This window comes from Paenibacillus sp. J22FR5 (genome assembly GCF_059691975.1).
In genome coordinates this window covers 65704-82786 of the sequence record NZ_JCAUAN010000009.1, presented here as the reverse complement: position 1 = coordinate 82786, position 17083 = coordinate 65704, and the positions used below count along the sequence as shown (strand labels likewise).

Below are 17083 nucleotides of genomic sequence, written 5' to 3'. Positions count from 1 at the left end.
TGTCCAATATATGGATAGTGACCGAGGGAAAATGGAGTTGATACGTATATGAAAAAGTGGGGAACCATAAGGACCACGCTATATGCAGCTGGAATATTGGTGTTTCTAATGATTCTGGATCTTTGGAAGAATTACTCAGGGGAAGCAGAGTCTACATTTAAAAACATCATAGCGCCTGTCTTTGATACACTAAAGATTCCCGTTGTGTACTACTTACTCGCAACGGCTTTGCTGGTTGTTTTACAAATACAGAGAGTGACTAAACTAGAGGAAGAAGCTCAGGATGAGCTGATTATTCAGATCAAAGCAAATCGCCAATTATCTGAATATAAACGCCGCGATATCCTGCATTCCTTCCTTAATAAATTTGTTTCAACACAGACCTCTGTCCATGCCGTACAGATGTATCGGTATTCCATTAAAAAGCAGCAAGATATCGTTAGATTTAAGGTTGAACATATTAATGGATATGTACATGAAGGGATTGAACTTAATGCCCTTGAACAAATCTACTTCAATGTTGACCGGGAAATATACCGAGAATTCATGCGTGCAAAATCTTTGTGGGATAAGGCAGAGAACCCGAATAAATTGATCGATTTTATTGTTAAACACCGTAGTTTTCTAGAGCGTCTATCACCGGACAATCTATTCGAAGAGGACGCTATTCTCTACTCGATGGTTCAGTTGGCAATTGACCTTATTGAACCTTTCGTTGAATTTGAACTCGGGTTGTTTACAATTCCTGATGATCTCTTTACCGCGTTAAACGTAAGAAAACGAACAGGCATTCTTCGAGCAATCTTAATTGAAAATGACTTTTACCGTTTTTCTTATGTAGGTGGTGGAGAGAAGAAGGGGCGTATGTACTTGTGCCAACCCATGATTCTGTGGGGAGTCAATCATGCGTGCTTAATTACATTAGATTCTGAATTACTCAATGACGATGATGCGCTGCAGCAGATCGATTCCATCGAGGCAACTTTCATCGAGGGTATTCAAAATGAGTTCAAAACAGTATATAATAGGGATAATCAACGAATAGAGGGTGATCGCCATGGAACATAATCCGAGAAAAGAAGAGACTCAAGAAATTGAAACCACAAAAGCTCGCGTTCTCCGTCAATTGCGAGAAGTTGGGATCCGTCCACTTGAATCGGACAAAAAGCTTTCAGAGATACCTTTCTACTCCAGTGTGTCCGGACGCAAAAATCGAAAACTATTAGTTATTAACTAGGAAAGAAGGGACTAGCTCCCTTCTTTTTCTTTTGGGTTTAAATATTCGCCAATTCGTGAACACTGCCATATAGGGTCGCATGTTTATGGAATGAGGGGATACGATGAGTAAAGTGAACAAGGATGACCAAAAAAAACGCATTTTGGAACAACTGAAGGCAGTGGGTATTATTCCAGTAGACCAAGCTCAAGCGCTTAAAATGCCATATTATTCGAGTGTGGCCGGACGGAAAAAGCGAATAGAGATTAAGGAATAGCAGCACGCAAGGCCGTAGGTTACGTCCTGTCTTTACATATAAAGGTATCTTTTCTATAATGATTGTATTCAGAGTCACTAATCATTTGCTTTGCTGATCACAGATTTCAGCAGGGTTGGAGTTTCGCCGCTATTAATCAGGGCATACTAACATAGGGTTATTTAAGGAGACCAGGATGACATACGTACGTATGTTCTTTGCGTCTTTTTTTGTTACCCAAAATTAGGAGTAAAGCTGCAATTTTGGTGATTCCACTGGCAGCATAGGAAAAAAATCCAGATAAACGAAGGAGGGGCCCTCTCACCATCATTGAGAGGGTATCCTCTCTCTGTGGTTTGGGCGATAACTATGGCGACTTATAACAAATTTGATGTGAAAGCGAACGAAAAAGAGCGAACCTTTTTCCGGAAATACGGCAAAGAAGGGTATACGTTTAAGACGGTCAAAGCGAATAAAACGAATATGATTTTTAAGGTGACTGATAAATACGTCTACGTGACTACAGAAAAGAGCGTAAAGCCTAACCGAATCAAGCGGTCTAGCTTGCGTCGTATTCTGGCTATGCTATTTTATCGACGCGTGACTACGCTCAAGGACTTAATTAAGATCGAATCTTTCTCTAGTGCTGTTGGTGCGATAGTCCGTATGATTATATTCGATATATGCAAGGTCACAACGACAAAGACGGGGGCAGTACGACTTAGCTTGCGTGGTTTGAGGTATTTCTTTAGCGGTGTCAGCAAAGGTCTCGAGGATATTAATGTGGTTAAATCGAATGGTGGAAATGTCGTTCTGATTAACTACTTTCATGTACGGAGCGATGCTTCAGCCAAATGGAAAAAGAAAATACTCGATCTCGGATTTGATTATCCGTGTGTCTTACTCGATCCAGGCGAGAAGTCGCTATATGAAGCCAGTTTAAAAGGTAGGGCCGTGGAACCGATCGATCTTCAAGCGTATGGAGAATTTATTCGTGCGCATTCCGAAGTAATTTATCAGTTCCTAACGCTGGATGTAATAGGGGATCATGAAACGACGATGCACAATACAAGGGTACTGGAAAAAATGACGGGCCGGAAACCGATACCAGTATTTCATATTCAGAGTCCCATGGATAAGCTGCAGGAGATCGTTGATGATGATTACGAGGTTATAGCCATTGGCGGAGGATGTTTTGTTACTTCAAGACAGCGTGAAGCAAAATACACTGAAATTTTTAATAAATTCGGATCGGTGGTTAACCTACACGCCCTCGGCTTAGGTGCAATGGATACGCTGCTGCGCTTTAATTGGTTCTCTGCAGACGCGTCTAGCTGGATTAATGGAAGGGCCTTTGGCAAACTGCTTACGCTTGGTAAGCCCGTGCGTCGCCCACTAGGAATGTCCAATGAAGAGGCACTGGGATTCAATGTGAGGACGTTTGCGGCGTTAGAGGATCGTTACACTGATCTTCAGATCGAAATGGAATATCACCCTTCATTTGTTTGATAGAAGGGATGGTTAATGCAGAACCGGCGCGCTTAAGCGTCGGTTCTGTTTCAGTCTTTATTGGGGTTTTCCCTTCCTAGAGAACCCAATCTTTACTAATCATTAGCAAAGCAATATAATACAGATATTACGAAACACTATTGATTTTTCTTTGCTAATCATCGATTTTAGCAGAGATGGGGAAACGCTATTTTCCAATAGCAAATACAAATTAGGGTTGAACTTAGAAGACCAGGACGACATACGGAATACGTGTGTCTTTTTTGCGTCTTCTTTTTTTATTGCCCAAATAACAGGAGGAATTACATATGAACAACGTACTGGAAAAGCTGCAAGATGAATTGCTAGGGTTTATTCGTTCGGAAAAAAGGAATGCGATCAGTTCCTACATCGACAAGGTATCGTCTGTCGATATTGTTGTTGGTCAACTTACTACGCTTGAGCGTCTTGCTAGGTTGAACAACTTTCATTTCATCGCAAATGAAATCCAAGGCGATATTCATCGACTCCGTTTGGATGGTAAGAACGAACATCTTGATACGGTTACGGAAGAACCTATCAGTCCTAATGCAGCAGAGTGGCGTTAATTAAGGGTGATTATACGAAGAACACAGTCAGGCAAACCTTAGGTATTTGCGGAAGACGGCGACGCACGTCTTCCGCTCCGGTTATATGCGAGATAACTTTTCCTTGTGCCGATCCAATTTGGTTTTGTACAAGAATGGAGAAATGCTACAACGTAGCATAAACGTAGTGCATGAAATTAGGATGTAATAGGTAGGCGGTATTCGTCTGCCCTTATTTACGTCCTTTTCGCTTTGCTAACATGCTGGAGTGTATACAAACATTAAAAGGAGTGGGTGGAATTATGGCCACAATTATTAAGCAAATCGAAGGCTACATGTACGAAGAAATTCAAGAAGGGATCGAGTGTGGCAAATGCGGTATATCCTACTTTAACGTAAAAGAACCGCGAACTTGTAAATGTGGTTCTGAGATGGAGCCCCGCACACATTTGATTTCAGTCGTTGGATTCCAGGTTACGTGGTAATCAAGTGTGAATGCAAGGCAAAAGTGGAATGTCATCATTTTACGAATCCTTGCTCTTGTGGTCGTGATTACAATTTCTCTGGAACTCTTTTAGCCCCTCGGCAATTTTGGGGAATAGAAACAGGGGAAACGCCTTCCGAATGCTACTAACAAACATCCTAATCCATGGAGGTAATACTAATGAAAGCTATTAAAGGAATTGAGATCGTATCAGTAAATTATTTGGAAATATCCCGGGGTGTAGCTTATACAGCACCTTTTACTATTGATGGGATCGAAGCCGGCGTTATCGAGAATAAAGGAGACGGCGGCATGACCACAATCGAAGTTAAAAGGGACATGAGAAGCGATTTGCACCGTAGGATTAAAGAGCATTTTACTGAAAAAGACTTCGGCGTCGAAATTCTAGAAGAAGTTGATGAAGTAGACGAAGAATTGTTTGCGGATCATTTATTAGACATGCATGATTTCGGAAAAATTCCGAAGAAGAGAAAATTGCGTTAATTCTTGGAGGGTAATCGCTCCTTACATTCATGTGATGATCTATAGACGTAGTATGTAATTGTACTGCCCCTGTACAGGGAAAGAATAAGAATTTATTCTCTCCTGGTACAGCGGGCTCCGCATTAAGGGAGCTATACGAAAACGATGTTCAATTTCTAGGAGGTCATACGTATGTTTGGAGTGTCAATGGATAAGAAAGTAGTTTTAGAAATTCACTGTGCGATTAGAGGAGAAAGTGAGAAAGCGTTCAGCTTCAACATAAACACTAAAGATGCAGAATATTCCATAGAGCGTGCAGTAGGTGCTCTAGCAGTACACCGAATTATTTGGGAAGAAGCGAAGTCAGTTACAGTATTCGGTATCACCTGCACTAGGGTAAGCGATACATACAGCAAATCCATTTGGGAACATTCAGGTAAGCAGATGGACCACGAAACTATGGTTAGTGCATATGAAAAACTCATCAGAAATTCTGTTGCAACATACTTAGATGCTCTGGGTGCAGCGTAATGCCCCATAAAAGTGTGAATTCAATTGGTGATGAGTTACGTGTGATTGACGAAGCTAAGTGATCTTTTAACGATAATGTGCAGCGATAACGCTACATCATAACATAAACGTAGTGCATGAAGGATGTAATAGGTAGGATAACAATCCATCGAGGAGAGATACCATATGAATACAGAAAAGCTATTTTCATTAATGCCCAAAGAAATTATAGCGGAAGATGATATAAATAAAAGAATTGAGGAGCAAAGAGAAATAATAAAAGCAGGGAAATCGTTTGTTTCTCAGCTGTCGATTAATCGATTTTTGTTCACAAAGTTAGCAGACCTCGATATTGATGAAATACTTACCTTATTGGACGATTTAAGAATGTCTAGTTTCATTATCAATGAAAATCCGTTGTACTTTTATGGAGTAGACATCGAAAGCTTTGCCTGCATATTAGAAGAATACTTTGACTTATCAGATATGTATGAGCTTGATAACGTATATATCGAAAATCTTCTAAATGGTAAAGATATTACGAAGGAAGAAATCGATTATATTGACGAAAAGTTGAGTTTTGCAGAAGTTCTCGAACAACTTGTTTTGCAATCAAGTCAAATGTCTGCGGGAGAAACACCAAATCTGATGCGGATATTAGTTGCAAAAAAAGCGTTGCTCGGCTCTTACTTAGCAGAGATGAATGTTGAAAATTTGCTAAGCGGTCAAAAGGAAATTTATGATGTTTCAGTTTTGAAATAACGGTAATATGCAGCGATACAGATGAACTATAGGAAGAGTTTAAGTTGGCGGTAATACGGATACCATAATACGGAAGGAGGAGTCCCTCATGTGCGTTTCGGGGGACTTCCCGATCCGCCGTATTGTTGGACGACTTAATATGAATTGGAAAAAAGCGAAGCTGTTGTTGAAGAAGGTATACACGATCTCGAAAAAGCATGACGCGCCGCGGTTATGGCTTCAATCTACAATTTGTGAAACCGCTGGGCTAAAACCAGGTTCGGATTTATATGTAAAAGTATTGGAAGATCAGATCCTGCTCCAGAACATCCCTTTCGAGGGCAGCGCAGATCAAGATGATATCCATGAAATTCATGTCTCACAAAGAAAGAATCGAATTAGCCAAGAGATGCGGCCTTTAGTCGATACGTGTGGCGCCCGCTACTCAACAGTTTTAAATGTGCAAGATAAGGTAGAAATATCTGTACTGCGTCGAGGCGACTTTGCAAGAGTCATTGTAAGTCCGCTGCGGTATAGATTATTTGAGAGTGATACGATTGATGAACACTCCGATGAGCGGCTCCGGTTGATCTCCGTTTGCGCGGGAGCGGGGATAGGGACCTCGATGTTTGTTTCTACCAATTACTATTCTAGTGTTCAAGAGATAGAAATAGATGAAGACTCGAGCGATGTGATTAAGCATAATTTCAAGCACTCCTATTTATTTTCCGGCGACCTCCGTGACTGTCATACCGTTGCAAAGGCCGATGTCGCTTTGGTTACCCTGAGCTGTAATGAATCTAGTACATTAGGGGACGGGCAACAAGGTTATTTTGACAATCTTGTTTTGGGAACATTCAAAATTATCCAGGCTGCCGCTCCAAGAGCGATATTTATGGAGAATGTCAGCACTTTCTATGATTCTTCGCCATTTCTTGATTTGAAAGAATTATTGATGCCCGAGTACGGTTATCAGGTAGGTCCTATTAAGCAAGACAGCTACGATTTTGGTAGCATTGCACACAGGACTCGTTCTTACACCGTATTCTTAAAGACAAAAGAGGATTTTGAGCTTTTTCGCATTCCCAAAACACCTAGATTTCGTAGAATGAAGCTAGGTGAACTACTAGATCCAATATCAACGATTTCAGAAGACCTCTGGAAAAGTGTTGATGATTGGATGAAAAGTTTCAATTCCAAAGCAGAGAAGAACAATTCATGGGCAGATCGTAGTATTGAGAAAACGTTCGTTGATGAATCTTCGACGGAGTTGCAGTGTATTCCAGCGCGTTACAGAAGCCATTCGGCAAGTAATTCGTATGTATTAAGTGCGGATCGTAAACGTTGGAGATTCTTAACAATTAGTGAGATGCGCCGGATATTTGAGATTCCCAACTGGTATGTTTTTCCAAAACACATCCCGATCTCGCGAATCTATGAGATGATCGGACAAAGTTTGGATGGGAAAATGATGAAGGCATATGCTAACGAGCTAGCTTCCATGTTTTTTCGCAGTCATGCAGGACTTGGTAAGAAGAAAAACCAAAGTCATGGTGCTACGATAGATGATGGAGGTCAAATCGGTTTTGCATTTACTTAGGACACACAAAGAGGAGGACTGTTATTTTATAACAGTCCTTTTTCTTTTGTTATAGATCTCCCATCGCTTAAGCGATTTGCGTGCTTATGCTTAATTTTTCGGGTTGGCAACATTATGCTTCAATTCTGTGAACTAGAGCCATTAGCAGATCCCCTGCCATGAGTTTTAATCGTTGGTCTGTTTCGGTAAAAGGTGAATCATTAATGCCAAGGCCTCTATGACACAACTCCTCGATCACTCTATATGCGGATAGGGCAAGATGACGATCGGTCATATGAGCATAAAAATATACGGAGAGATCCGCTGCCATTGTTTTTTCATACCTTTTTACTTTAATTGCAGACATATTCTCAACGTGCTTTTCCATTAAGATTTTAGCTGACATCTAGATCACCCCTTAGTAATCTGCATTCCCAAATACTTAAATTTCTATACACCTTTCTAAATCGCTTGAGCTGCCGGCAACCTTTATGGGGCAAGCTACTAAGCTAACCCCATCTTTTTCATTTTGTATGAAGACAATCACGTTTTTGATCTAGAATCATTCAGAGCTGTATAGCTGGATATCGACAGTGAGGGATTTTGCCTCTTAACTGCTTGTCTTAAAAGGTTCCACAAGGTATAATTTTACTATTCAGATTCACGATACATTTTCTTCGCGTTCATCGATTCTGCGAAGATGGAGAAAAGCATTCGCTTTAATACATATAGGGTTTAATTAGGGAAGATACAAACATACGGGATCCGTGTGTTTTTTTGTATCTTCCTTTTTTATTGCCCAAAAACAAGGAGGAAATACGGATGAACCAGACGGCAGCACATACAAATGAGGAAACGTATCAATTCGTCGAGAACAAGCAGAAAGTATCTGTAGCAGATCGACTGAAAGAATACAATTTCCTAGTTACGGATGTTTGGGACTATCTAGAAGGAGCGGGCTTTAGCTTTCATGGGACTGTACGGGATTGGTCCGCAGTATTTTTTAACCAAGCCTATATCGTCTTGCACCACTTCATAAAAGATCAGCCTAATGAGGAATGCATCGCACCGGACAGCGGGCTTAAGTGGCACAACATCTTTGAAGTAAACACGCCAATGGGCGGATTGTTCACTCAACTGGATCGTTTAGGATTTCGCCTATTTATCCCGGAGCAGACCATGATTGATGCCATGTTGGATGACGGAGAGAACTTCCACTATATGTCGCCCAAGCACAAATTTCAGATGTTTTGCTTTCACTCATCTTGTAGTTTGCTTGTGGAGATATACATGTCGAAAGCAATTCCTCCATACGGAGCAAAAAAGGAAGCCATCGCGTTCCCTAAAGAAAGGTGTCAGACTCTATTCGATTTCGATGTAGAAGAAGTCATCCCTAAAAAGAAGGAACGCCGTGTAACTCAGGGCGAGAGTCTTGATCTCCTGGAGAAAGTGGATGACGAGCTGCTAGATGCTACTCGTTCCCGCATTAAGAAAATCTATGATGAGCATTCACGAATCGGCTTACTAGTCAGTGGCGGAAAAGATTCGCGGCTTACCTTGCAGCTTATGCTGGAACATGCGATCGCAAACCCTGATCCAACAAAGCGCATCATGATCATCACAAGTGACACAAAAGTTGAGAATCCGATGGTAGTTTCGATGCTCTATGAACTCAAGGAAGTTATTGAGCGATCGTTCCCATGGATAGATTATCACATTGTGGAGCCTAGTGAGGAAGACACGATGTTCGTTTGTATCATTGGTAAGGGATACCAGGCGCCGAGTTCTACGTTCAAGTGGTGCGTTCGAAGGCTCAAAATAGATCCGGCACGCGCATTTCTTGAAGCTATGTTTCTAGACGAAGGATTTGAAGAAACGTGTCTTGTGCTTGGAAGTAGGGACAACGAGTCCACGCAGCGCCGGCTTAGTCTCCTAAAGACATTTGGCGACGATTTCTACGGATCTCATCCAACGGGAAATATACGGACATGCTCGCCGATACGTGATTGGACGGCCCAAGAGGTCGTCACGTATTTAGCGTTTAACAAGGCCCCTTGGAGAAAAGGAGCGCGTAATACGGATTTGCTTGCCTTCTACGGAAGCGCAGCAGGTGGTGAATGCCCGCTTGGGGCAGCTGTTATCAATGACAATGAAGCTATGCTTTCTTGCGGAAAATCAGCTAGAACTGGCTGCTATACCTGCACAGTGTCTGAGGACAGAAGTATGGGGAATTTGATCAAAGATCACCCTGAGTACGAAAAGTACTACCGTTTCCGCGGAATTCTCAAGGCAATAGGCCAAGACATCCGCTATGGCGGAACTTTCGGAGTTCAACGCATAGGTAAGGGTAAAATCGGCTCTGGAATAGGCGACTTAACAGTGGATTGTCGAGTCCATTTATTACAAAAGATGCACGAGCTACAAATCGAGTGGGATAGAAGCGAGATTATTACCGCTTACCAAACAGTCTTGCGCCGAGAGGAGATCGAAGGATTTCCAGTGCCCGAACGATTCCAATTAGCCATTTATGCGCTTTTAGGAATGGATAAGGTCGGATTTCGAGGTGTTCTATGTAATAACGTCTTCGATCCGTTCGGCTCAGGCGTAGATCAATGGGGCCCAGAAGATGATGCATATTTTCGTGCATTAGCGGACAAACAGACTGCCGCTGAATCCTTGGTCGGTTAACCGCCGCCAAATGGAAAAAGGTCGCATTCGTGTACAGACTGATTACAAATCTTACCTTTATGAATGGAGGAAATATGTATTATGCAGGATTCCCAAACGATTGAAGTTTTAATCAATAACGAACGAGCTGCTGTTAGACGTAACTTTGAAAACCGGGTGTATTCCATTGAATTCGCCCTTGGCCACTTGGCGGGCTTGAATAATCTCTCAGGAAAACTTGGTCTTCAATTACTTATGAAGGAGATTATTAATGATATGAATCTCATTAGAGTCTTGAACCAGGAGAGACTTGAATCAAGTATGACTGAGGATCATTCGTCAAACCTTGCTAAGGTGCATTAATCGTTAGTCGAGCAGTACCTTCATAGAATTGCCCAGCTAGGCGGGAGTAAATTATATCCCCCGCCTAGCAGCGTTTGGGGAATCCGACGGAGGTAATACGGAATGAAACAATGGTTATCTAGGGTAATAGGAATCTTTACAGTGGACGATGAAGACGAAGAATTGCTTCGCCCGCTTCCTGCAACATCCAAATTACGTTTCAACGCTTGGCGTGAAGCGGATTTGCAGGAATTCGCATAGTTCATTGTGAGTTAGGCGCTCATAGGATACTCCGATTCAGGCGGAGGCGGAAATTATACATTTCCCCCGCCTGGAGCGGGGGACTACGGAGGCTATAGGATATGATACAGCAATTGGATCTATTTAGTTATTTCGCGACGGAAAACGTGGATGTCATTCTTTCGGTGAATGCATCTGTAATCCCAACAATACCCGCTGTCATAACAGTTTCAGAAGAACCAGTACCTACTACAGGCAGCGCGCGAAAGAAGTATGTCTATGATTGTGGAGAAGAACTTGTAGGTGCAAGGAAACATCTTGCTAGTTCTAAGGTTAAGTTCTCCCAAGAATGGTATGCAACGATTGAAACTGACCCCAAAATTGCGTATGAGGAAATATGTAAGGATGCTCTACTTGAAGGCTTTTCGGCGGATGTACTCCGAGAAAGCGGATTTTCATCGGAAGCGACCTATGCGATTAAGCTGCTGTTAGATCGCATCGTTCAACGTCCAGAGGACAGTGCTTTAAAACGAGAGCATTTCATCGAAGCGATCCGAAGGTTGCGAGATATTCTGACTGAAGCGAGTACCGAAGAGTTACTCCGTTTTGCTATCGAGAAGACGCTGTATCCGGATGTACGAAGCGGGTATAAAACGAAGTATGAGTATATGGTGAAAAGAGAACCTGATCTTCTGTACTACGAGTTTTGGCGTTCTCTTGGTGATCGATTTCTTTCTGTATTCGTTGCAAAGGGCAGAGGAAAACCGGGGTACCGTACCATTTATGAGAAAGCCTTTGGCTCAGAAACGGGTAAAGATTGGAATTGGATGAAATCCAAGACTAAAGCAGAGTCTGCTGCTTCATCGCAGGAGAAGAAGGATAAATGGGAGCGTCTTGTACCAGATGAAGTTGTGCGTGACTCAACAACACCATCAGGCGTCGATAAGCCGGATGATTTGATTGAGCATTATGGTTTCCGAGGGATTCAGTTCGGGAATTGGATGCAAGATGCGGCCGGACGCTATCACGTGCTTTGCTGTGGTAACGCACTTTCTGACTTAGCTACGATTCTTGAGATCCCGCGTAAGTCGCTTTCTTTATATGGTGCTATCGGACTTTCATTCGGTTCTCGGGGATCTGGAAATGCATCTGCGCACTACGAGTCGGACAGCAATGTAATTAACCTTACGAAATTCCGTGGTGGCGGCTCTTTACTACATGAATGGATACATGGACTTGATTTCAATCTATATAGCTTATCCCACGCCTACACGAATGGGAAGCGGGCTCCATTGTCTGGAAATGAGCCAGGTAAACATTTATCTTACCCAGTGATTGAGTCATTTAAACGGCTCATGAAAGCGATTAAAGAGGGGAATGGCTTGCTTCGCGTTGAAGTGCCAGAAGAGTTGCCTAGCACGCATAGCTATTACAGCAGCGTTCGGGATTCTCTAATAAAGAATAACTATGATATCCTTCAGGCTTTACTTGCTTTAAAGGGACGATATCGGGTTAAACAAAAACAAATGATCGACATTGGTTTCTTCTACTGCCATATCCTTAAGCAAAATGAAATGCCTGTTCCTAGTGAGTTTTTTGTACCCACAGAGTCCAGCTCGTTTTATCTTGATGCGGTAGTGCGGGGGAATTACTGGAGAAGAGATCATGAACTATTGGCTCGTGCTGCAGAAGCGTGGATCGAGGACGAGCTTGTCGAACGCGGAATGACTAATTCCTATCTTGTATGTGGTACTCGTTATGGCGGGCCATATCCAGAAGGTGAAGAGAGGAAGATTATCAATGGCGCATTTCGTCAATGGTGGAAAACCATTCTTGAGTCAGGAATCCTTGCAGAGGACCGGTACTGGAGATAGTTACTTCGGTATCGCTCTAGGGAGGACATTTCCGATGGTAAACAGGCTGTTCGAGATAAAAGAAGCGATTGAAGCGAAGCGGGCCGAAATGGTTCACGTCGGAATGCAGTTTGGCTTATGTTCACGAATCGTCTTAAAAATGTCGAGAGAGCTCGATGACTTATTAAATCAATACCAGGAAATAAGATCAAAACAATCAGATGACGACCAATAGGTTGTCATCTTTTTTTAAACTCAATTTTCAATCAAGCTATTGTGTGGTATGATATCCATATTCCGCTTCATCGCAATTTTCTTTGTCGCTCCTTTTTGGTTTCGTACAGAGATTGAACATAAACGTAGTTTTTTATTTAGGATGTAATAGGTAGACGGTACCCGTCTGCCTTTTTTTACGTCCTTTTTGCTATGTACGGTTAAGTGTTAGTTGAAACCGCTTCTAAGGAGTGACATGGACGATGAATCCTATAACGAGTACAATGAAGGGGAGAATAACCCTTGCAGAGGTGAAACCAAAATCCATGAAAAAGAAAATTGAAAAAGTAATCGAGAAGGAAGGACCCTATTTGCTTGCACAAGTGGAGCTCATGAAAATGAGAGGTCTTGATTCTGACGAAATCGATGAAAAGATCATAGAAGAAATGGATGCCCGTACAGGAAAGCTCATCCATTTATACACATCGGATCTGCGAGAAGCAGCACTAGAATTAGTGGGTGAAGAAACAGATCTGGACAAGAAAATCTTACAGCGGCAAAGATCTAATCAGCCCATAGAGCAAGATGATCTTGATCAACTTCGCTTACTTAATATGAACGTGCGGATTCTTAATAATGCTATGTCAAAGAAAAAGATGGCTATTAAGAAAAATACAAACCATCCACTGGAGAATACTTTGGTGCAGTATCCATTTGTCTCCTCATCATATCCAACTCTGTCTAAATTAGAAAAGATGAAAAAAGACGGTGTTTTGATTCAATACCGGAATGGGTATAAGAGGCTTTCATATAGAAATGACAAAGGTAAACTGCTTACCACTTTTGATGAGCTGACTCTTCTTGGCCTCGGTTCTCTTTGGCAGAAGAACGGAAGATTGCAAGAGTTCCACTTCGAATTTAAAGAATTAGCTGAGGAAATGTTTATCGTCGATCCCGCAGGTGGTGACTACACTAATATCCTTAACTCTTTAAAAAATCTGTATGCTACTTCATTCGTAACAGAACTTTACATGGATGAACAAGGTTTGATCCGCGAAGGGATTGAATACGAGCATATTTTATCGAAATTATCTTTGCAAGGAAAAGCAGGTCGAGAGCGTTCTGCCTCTATCATCATCGCTGATGGCATTCATGAAAACTTGAAAGCTGGCAAGTACATTAATGTGAATGTACTTGTACTAAATGACTTTGAACACAATGCGACAAAAGCGCTATATTCATTGATATTGTCCGTTCTACAGACACCTAGCGACCGTTATGTGCTTGAGATGGATAAACTTATTCAACACTGCCAAATTGACAATGAAAACTACTCGAAGGCTCGTACAATCGTCATGGAAGCATTTGAAGAGTTTGCATCTTATGAAGTTATTTCATCTCCTAAGCAAAGAAAAATGGGCGGCCAGTATTATGTTTATTTTAACCCGGCTAGGTCTGAGCATACTTTAATTGAATTAAACGAGGGCGTTTGACTTATTAGCTACAAAGAAGAGAGTTTCAACTTAGGTTGGTCTACCGCATGTTTAAAATCGCATGCAATAAACATGTGACCTCTGTGGACATTATTGCTAGATTCAATGGTGATACGTTGAGTTGAGTCTAGTAAAGAAAAAAAATTTTAAAAAATATACCCTGTTATTCAAAAAAACGTACCCTGTTATCCAGTAAAATATACTCTGATATCCGAAATATACTTTGTTATCCGAAAAAACATACCCTGTTATCCAAAAAATACTTTGTTATCCGAAAAAATATACCCTGTTATCCGAAATATACTTTGTTATCCGAAATATACTCTAATATCCGAAATATACTTTGTTATCCGAAAAAATATACCCTGTTATCCCGTAAAATATACCCTGTTATTCGATTGCCAGAATGAAAAAGTCGTGATATTGTCGAAAGGTGTAAGGAAACTTTTTCAATTTTTGGATTCCTTCACAAAGTAAAAAGCCTCCAATTTGGCGATTGGAAGCTTTGGCGTTTTTTGATGAGTGGTTTTGGCGAACCACCATTAAATTTTCATGTTGAGAGAACAACGAACAAAATACAAAATAATAGATTTTGGTCTGGCAACCAAAATTAAACCACAAAACCCTCAAACCATTTTTTAAAAATGGATAATTGATGGGCTGCTTTCTTATTGCCTTTTTATTATACCAATTTCAGCAGTTATTTTTCAATAGTTAATTAGACATGAAGGGAGGTGAATTTGATGATTTTAACCAATAAACGCGGACTTAAGTTGGGACTTGCTACGACACCGGTAATTCTTTCCGTGTCCTTTATGAACGCACTCTTTAATGTGGAATTACAGTATGAATCCGGCCAGACTTTTAAGATGCCAAGCAAACGTTCAGAAGGTGAACGCGAGTATTTGCTGCACCACTTAACGCAAGCAGATTTGCAGTTAGCAATTATTTTGCAGAAAATCTGTAATACAGTCGGGCACATCCCTGATATACGGGCTATGGCTAATATCTATGATCGTTTGACTGAATACTTCGTAGAGCCAGTGTGTCCTAGTCAATTCTATGCTTCTTTTGAGAAATTTAGACTCCTTAATCTAATTACCGTAGAAGAGCATATCGACGCAGGTTTGTTTTCAGTAAAGCTTCAGCATTATGTGCAAAAGGGTACTGGGCGGATTGGTTATCACATCAAAGCTCACCCCTTCTTTTTTGGTGCCTCTTACAGCTCTCTATCTCTGAGGGAACAGAAATTATTCCTATCTCTCTATCTGCAGCAAGGGGTTAACCCGGCTAATCAAAAAATATCCTTTCGGGTGTTCAAACCAACCAATAGTTCGGACATCCAATACCAGGACATTACCCGCTTCCTGCACGCAAACACAACACATGTCCGAGATACGGTTGAAGTGCTCAGAACTAAGCTGATCACAGGTAATGAAACTTGCTTCTCCAAAGTTTTTTATGATAAGTCGGGAAGAACCTTTGATAAAGTATTCATTCTCGTGAACCCAAAATTATATGAGGTTGAGCAAGTAGAAGAGTATCACGATGCGATCCCGCTTAAGGTCACTTATAAACGAAAAGCAAACTTTGTAGCCCAGGTACTTTCGGAATACAAAATTGGAGAAGTTGAGACATACAAAGCCGGCAGCGAGTTTACAAAGATGGTTCGTCTGCTTAAAACGTCCAGCTCCGGTGAGATCCGTTATGTGATTAAAAAGCTATACGATAAACTAACCATGCGAGAAGCCTATCCTAATCATGTCGCATCACTTATCAAAGACGAAATCCGTTCCCGTACAAAAGCGCGCACAATGGCTCTTGCCTTTCAGTTCGGGATCGATCGTCTTGTTACAGCTAACTGCGAGTATGAGGAGATCGAACAGCGCGAATATGATTTTGCTTCATCCTTATCCGTGTACAATCATCGGGAGTTAAAGGCTATATTTGCTGAAGTGTCTTCAAAAATGCGACAGCAATATATGGTGCCTGCGTCAAGGAAATCACTGAACTATCGCTTTGATAGTCGACTTGATGGGGTGAAAGGCATAACGGCCGTCCGTATGAGCGCGCAGAGGAAGCAAAAGGATCCATATTTCTATCTGAAATTGGAACAGGAAACAGCGCAGGCTTACAGCGGCATCATTACAAATAAATTCGCTGCGGATTCAACATCTACCGAAGATTGCCATAGGGAAGTGGTTGAGCACATGCTCAAGAGCTTGGCGCAGCTTCACGATATCACATTCGTTCCGGCTGTTCCTACGGGATTCCGATTAGAAGATGAAATCCACAACTATAAGCGGCGGAAATTAGTCGGCTAGAAACAAACCCCTACACCTATAAAAAGGAAGGGGTATTTGTGCTGTCATTCAGTTTGCGAAATCCTTTAACAGACCTCAAGTGCCGTCAACTGAATCGTAAATTCAACAGATCCAGCTTCTTTGTGTGGTCATCGAAGTGCTTCAGACTTCGTTTAAAATTGTAAAAAACAGATTTTAAATTGTTCGTAAGCTAAAACTACCCGATAGAATCCCGGTCAGACATCCGGATCGTTATCGTCTAAATTGTAATAAACAACTTATAATTTGTGGGTAATAAGGACATCGATGAATAAGTCATCATTTTGGGGATAATCATTGTCCATTTATAGCGTGGAATCCGCAGCCTTGCCTGTTCTCCAAATTCTTTTGTTTTTATAAAATAAGGTTAATATGGCTTTTGTTTTTTATAATTAAGACTTTAATTCCGTTTTTGTTTTTGTAAACCCCAAAACCCGAGAGCCTTAGATACAACTGGTCCCGAGGGTGCTGCATAAAAGAACCCTCAAACCTTTCTTTTATAGAAGACTTATTTTTATAAAAGTTTATATTATAATATAATCCGATATTTCAAATTATCGGTATAGTCGCTCTATGCAGGTGCGCTTTG

Annotated in this window: 17 protein-coding genes; 16 read left to right on the top strand and 1 reads right to left on the bottom strand. The window is 41.4% G+C overall.

Annotation, left to right across the window (positions count from 1 at the left end):
• Positions 1–48: 48 nt before the first annotated feature.
• The 9 genes from AC58P7_RS14525 (at position 49) to AC58P7_RS14485 (ending at position 7365) form a co-directional block, all read left to right on the top strand.
• Positions 49–1068 carry a hypothetical protein gene (locus AC58P7_RS14525; protein ID WP_497343925.1) on the top strand — a complete coding sequence of 340 codons (1020 nt, stop codon included), beginning with the start codon at positions 49–51 and terminating at the stop codon, positions 1066–1068.
• Positions 1069–1340: 272 nt separating this feature from the next.
• Complete coding sequence (locus AC58P7_RS14520) at positions 1341–1493, top strand: hypothetical protein (RefSeq protein ID WP_497343923.1); 153 nt, start codon at positions 1341–1343, stop codon at positions 1491–1493.
• A gap of 348 nt (positions 1494–1841) precedes the next feature.
• Entirely contained in the window at positions 1842–2981 is a 1140-nt protein-coding gene (locus tag AC58P7_RS14515; protein ID WP_497343921.1) for a hypothetical protein, read from the top strand.
• Positions 2982–3289: 308 nt separating this feature from the next.
• A complete protein-coding gene (locus AC58P7_RS14510) occupies positions 3290–3568 on the top strand; it encodes a hypothetical protein (protein ID WP_497343920.1) in 279 nt (92 codons plus the stop codon).
• A gap of 281 nt (positions 3569–3849) precedes the next feature.
• Complete coding sequence (locus AC58P7_RS14505) at positions 3850–4032, top strand: hypothetical protein (RefSeq protein ID WP_497343919.1); 183 nt, start codon at positions 3850–3852, stop codon at positions 4030–4032.
• A 179-nt stretch (positions 4033–4211) separates the two neighbouring features.
• The gene (locus AC58P7_RS14500; protein ID WP_497343917.1) at positions 4212–4535 is read left to right on the top strand and encodes a hypothetical protein; all 324 of its coding nucleotides are present in this window, start codon (positions 4212–4214) and stop codon (positions 4533–4535) included.
• A gap of 171 nt (positions 4536–4706) precedes the next feature.
• Positions 4707–5045: a hypothetical protein gene (locus AC58P7_RS14495; RefSeq protein WP_497343915.1), complete on the top strand. Its 339-nt coding sequence runs from the start codon at positions 4707–4709 to the stop codon at positions 5043–5045.
• A gap of 165 nt (positions 5046–5210) precedes the next feature.
• Positions 5211–5786, top strand: a complete 576-nt coding sequence (locus tag AC58P7_RS14490) for a hypothetical protein (RefSeq protein WP_497343913.1) — start codon at positions 5211–5213, stop codon at positions 5784–5786.
• Between the two features lie 88 nt (positions 5787–5874).
• Entirely contained in the window at positions 5875–7365 is a 1491-nt protein-coding gene (locus AC58P7_RS14485; protein ID WP_497343911.1) for a DNA cytosine methyltransferase, read from the top strand.
• A gap of 112 nt (positions 7366–7477) precedes the next feature.
• Here the strand turns inward: AC58P7_RS14485 and AC58P7_RS14480 are convergent, their stop codons facing one another.
• The gene (locus AC58P7_RS14480; RefSeq protein WP_497343909.1) at positions 7478–7750 is read right to left on the bottom strand and encodes a hypothetical protein; all 273 of its coding nucleotides are present in this window, start codon (positions 7748–7750) and stop codon (positions 7478–7480) included.
• Between the two features lie 416 nt (positions 7751–8166).
• On the opposite strand from AC58P7_RS14480, the gene AC58P7_RS14475 reads away from it, so the two are divergent.
• The 7 genes from AC58P7_RS14475 (at position 8167) to AC58P7_RS14445 (ending at position 16476) form a co-directional block, all read left to right on the top strand.
• A complete protein-coding gene (locus AC58P7_RS14475; RefSeq protein ID WP_497343908.1) occupies positions 8167–10032 on the top strand; it encodes a phosphoadenosine phosphosulfate reductase domain-containing protein in 1866 nt (621 codons plus the stop codon).
• 81 nt (positions 10033–10113) lie between these two features.
• Complete coding sequence (locus AC58P7_RS14470; RefSeq protein WP_497343906.1) at positions 10114–10374, top strand: hypothetical protein; 261 nt, start codon at positions 10114–10116, stop codon at positions 10372–10374.
• Between the two features lie 102 nt (positions 10375–10476).
• The gene (locus tag AC58P7_RS14465; RefSeq protein ID WP_497343904.1) at positions 10477–10614 is read left to right on the top strand and encodes a hypothetical protein; all 138 of its coding nucleotides are present in this window, start codon (positions 10477–10479) and stop codon (positions 10612–10614) included.
• 101 nt (positions 10615–10715) lie between these two features.
• Positions 10716–12467: an LPD1 domain-containing protein gene (locus tag AC58P7_RS14460; protein ID WP_497343902.1), complete on the top strand. Its 1752-nt coding sequence runs from the start codon at positions 10716–10718 to the stop codon at positions 12465–12467.
• 34 nt (positions 12468–12501) lie between these two features.
• Complete coding sequence (locus AC58P7_RS14455) at positions 12502–12681, top strand: aspartyl-phosphate phosphatase Spo0E family protein (protein WP_497343900.1); 180 nt, start codon at positions 12502–12504, stop codon at positions 12679–12681.
• Positions 12682–12985: 304 nt separating this feature from the next.
• Positions 12986–14152: a hypothetical protein gene (locus AC58P7_RS14450; protein WP_497343898.1), complete on the top strand. Its 1167-nt coding sequence runs from the start codon at positions 12986–12988 to the stop codon at positions 14150–14152.
• 743 nt (positions 14153–14895) lie between these two features.
• Entirely contained in the window at positions 14896–16476 is a 1581-nt protein-coding gene (locus tag AC58P7_RS14445; protein WP_497343896.1) for a hypothetical protein, read from the top strand.
• Positions 16477–17083 lie beyond the last annotated feature (607 nt).

Excerpts from the sequence above, each read along its gene's own strand:
- AC58P7_RS14525 (WP_497343925.1), top strand. The coding sequence starts at position 49 with ATGAAAAAGTGGGGAACCATAAGGACCACGCTATATGCAGCTGGAATA.
- AC58P7_RS14520 (WP_497343923.1), top strand. The coding sequence starts at position 1,341 with ATGAGTAAAGTGAACAAGGATGACCAAAAAAAACGCATTTTGGAACAA.
- AC58P7_RS14515 (WP_497343921.1), top strand. The coding sequence starts at position 1,842 with ATGGCGACTTATAACAAATTTGATGTGAAAGCGAACGAAAAAGAGCGA.
- AC58P7_RS14510 (WP_497343920.1), top strand. The coding sequence starts at position 3,290 with ATGAACAACGTACTGGAAAAGCTGCAAGATGAATTGCTAGGGTTTATT.
- AC58P7_RS14505 (WP_497343919.1), top strand. The coding sequence starts at position 3,850 with ATGGCCACAATTATTAAGCAAATCGAAGGCTACATGTACGAAGAAATT.
- AC58P7_RS14500 (WP_497343917.1), top strand. The coding sequence starts at position 4,212 with ATGAAAGCTATTAAAGGAATTGAGATCGTATCAGTAAATTATTTGGAA.
- AC58P7_RS14495 (WP_497343915.1), top strand. The coding sequence starts at position 4,707 with ATGTTTGGAGTGTCAATGGATAAGAAAGTAGTTTTAGAAATTCACTGT.
- AC58P7_RS14490 (WP_497343913.1), top strand. The coding sequence starts at position 5,211 with ATGAATACAGAAAAGCTATTTTCATTAATGCCCAAAGAAATTATAGCG.
- AC58P7_RS14485 (WP_497343911.1), top strand. The coding sequence starts at position 5,875 with ATGTGCGTTTCGGGGGACTTCCCGATCCGCCGTATTGTTGGACGACTT.
- AC58P7_RS14480 (WP_497343909.1), bottom strand. The coding sequence starts at position 7,750 with ATGTCAGCTAAAATCTTAATGGAAAAGCACGTTGAGAATATGTCTGCA.
- AC58P7_RS14475 (WP_497343908.1), top strand. The coding sequence starts at position 8,167 with ATGAACCAGACGGCAGCACATACAAATGAGGAAACGTATCAATTCGTC.
- AC58P7_RS14470 (WP_497343906.1), top strand. The coding sequence starts at position 10,114 with ATGCAGGATTCCCAAACGATTGAAGTTTTAATCAATAACGAACGAGCT.
- AC58P7_RS14465 (WP_497343904.1), top strand. The coding sequence starts at position 10,477 with ATGAAACAATGGTTATCTAGGGTAATAGGAATCTTTACAGTGGACGAT.
- AC58P7_RS14460 (WP_497343902.1), top strand. The coding sequence starts at position 10,716 with ATGATACAGCAATTGGATCTATTTAGTTATTTCGCGACGGAAAACGTG.
- AC58P7_RS14455 (WP_497343900.1), top strand. The coding sequence starts at position 12,502 with ATGGTAAACAGGCTGTTCGAGATAAAAGAAGCGATTGAAGCGAAGCGG.
- AC58P7_RS14450 (WP_497343898.1), top strand. The coding sequence starts at position 12,986 with ATGAAAAAGAAAATTGAAAAAGTAATCGAGAAGGAAGGACCCTATTTG.
- AC58P7_RS14445 (WP_497343896.1), top strand. The coding sequence starts at position 14,896 with ATGATTTTAACCAATAAACGCGGACTTAAGTTGGGACTTGCTACGACA.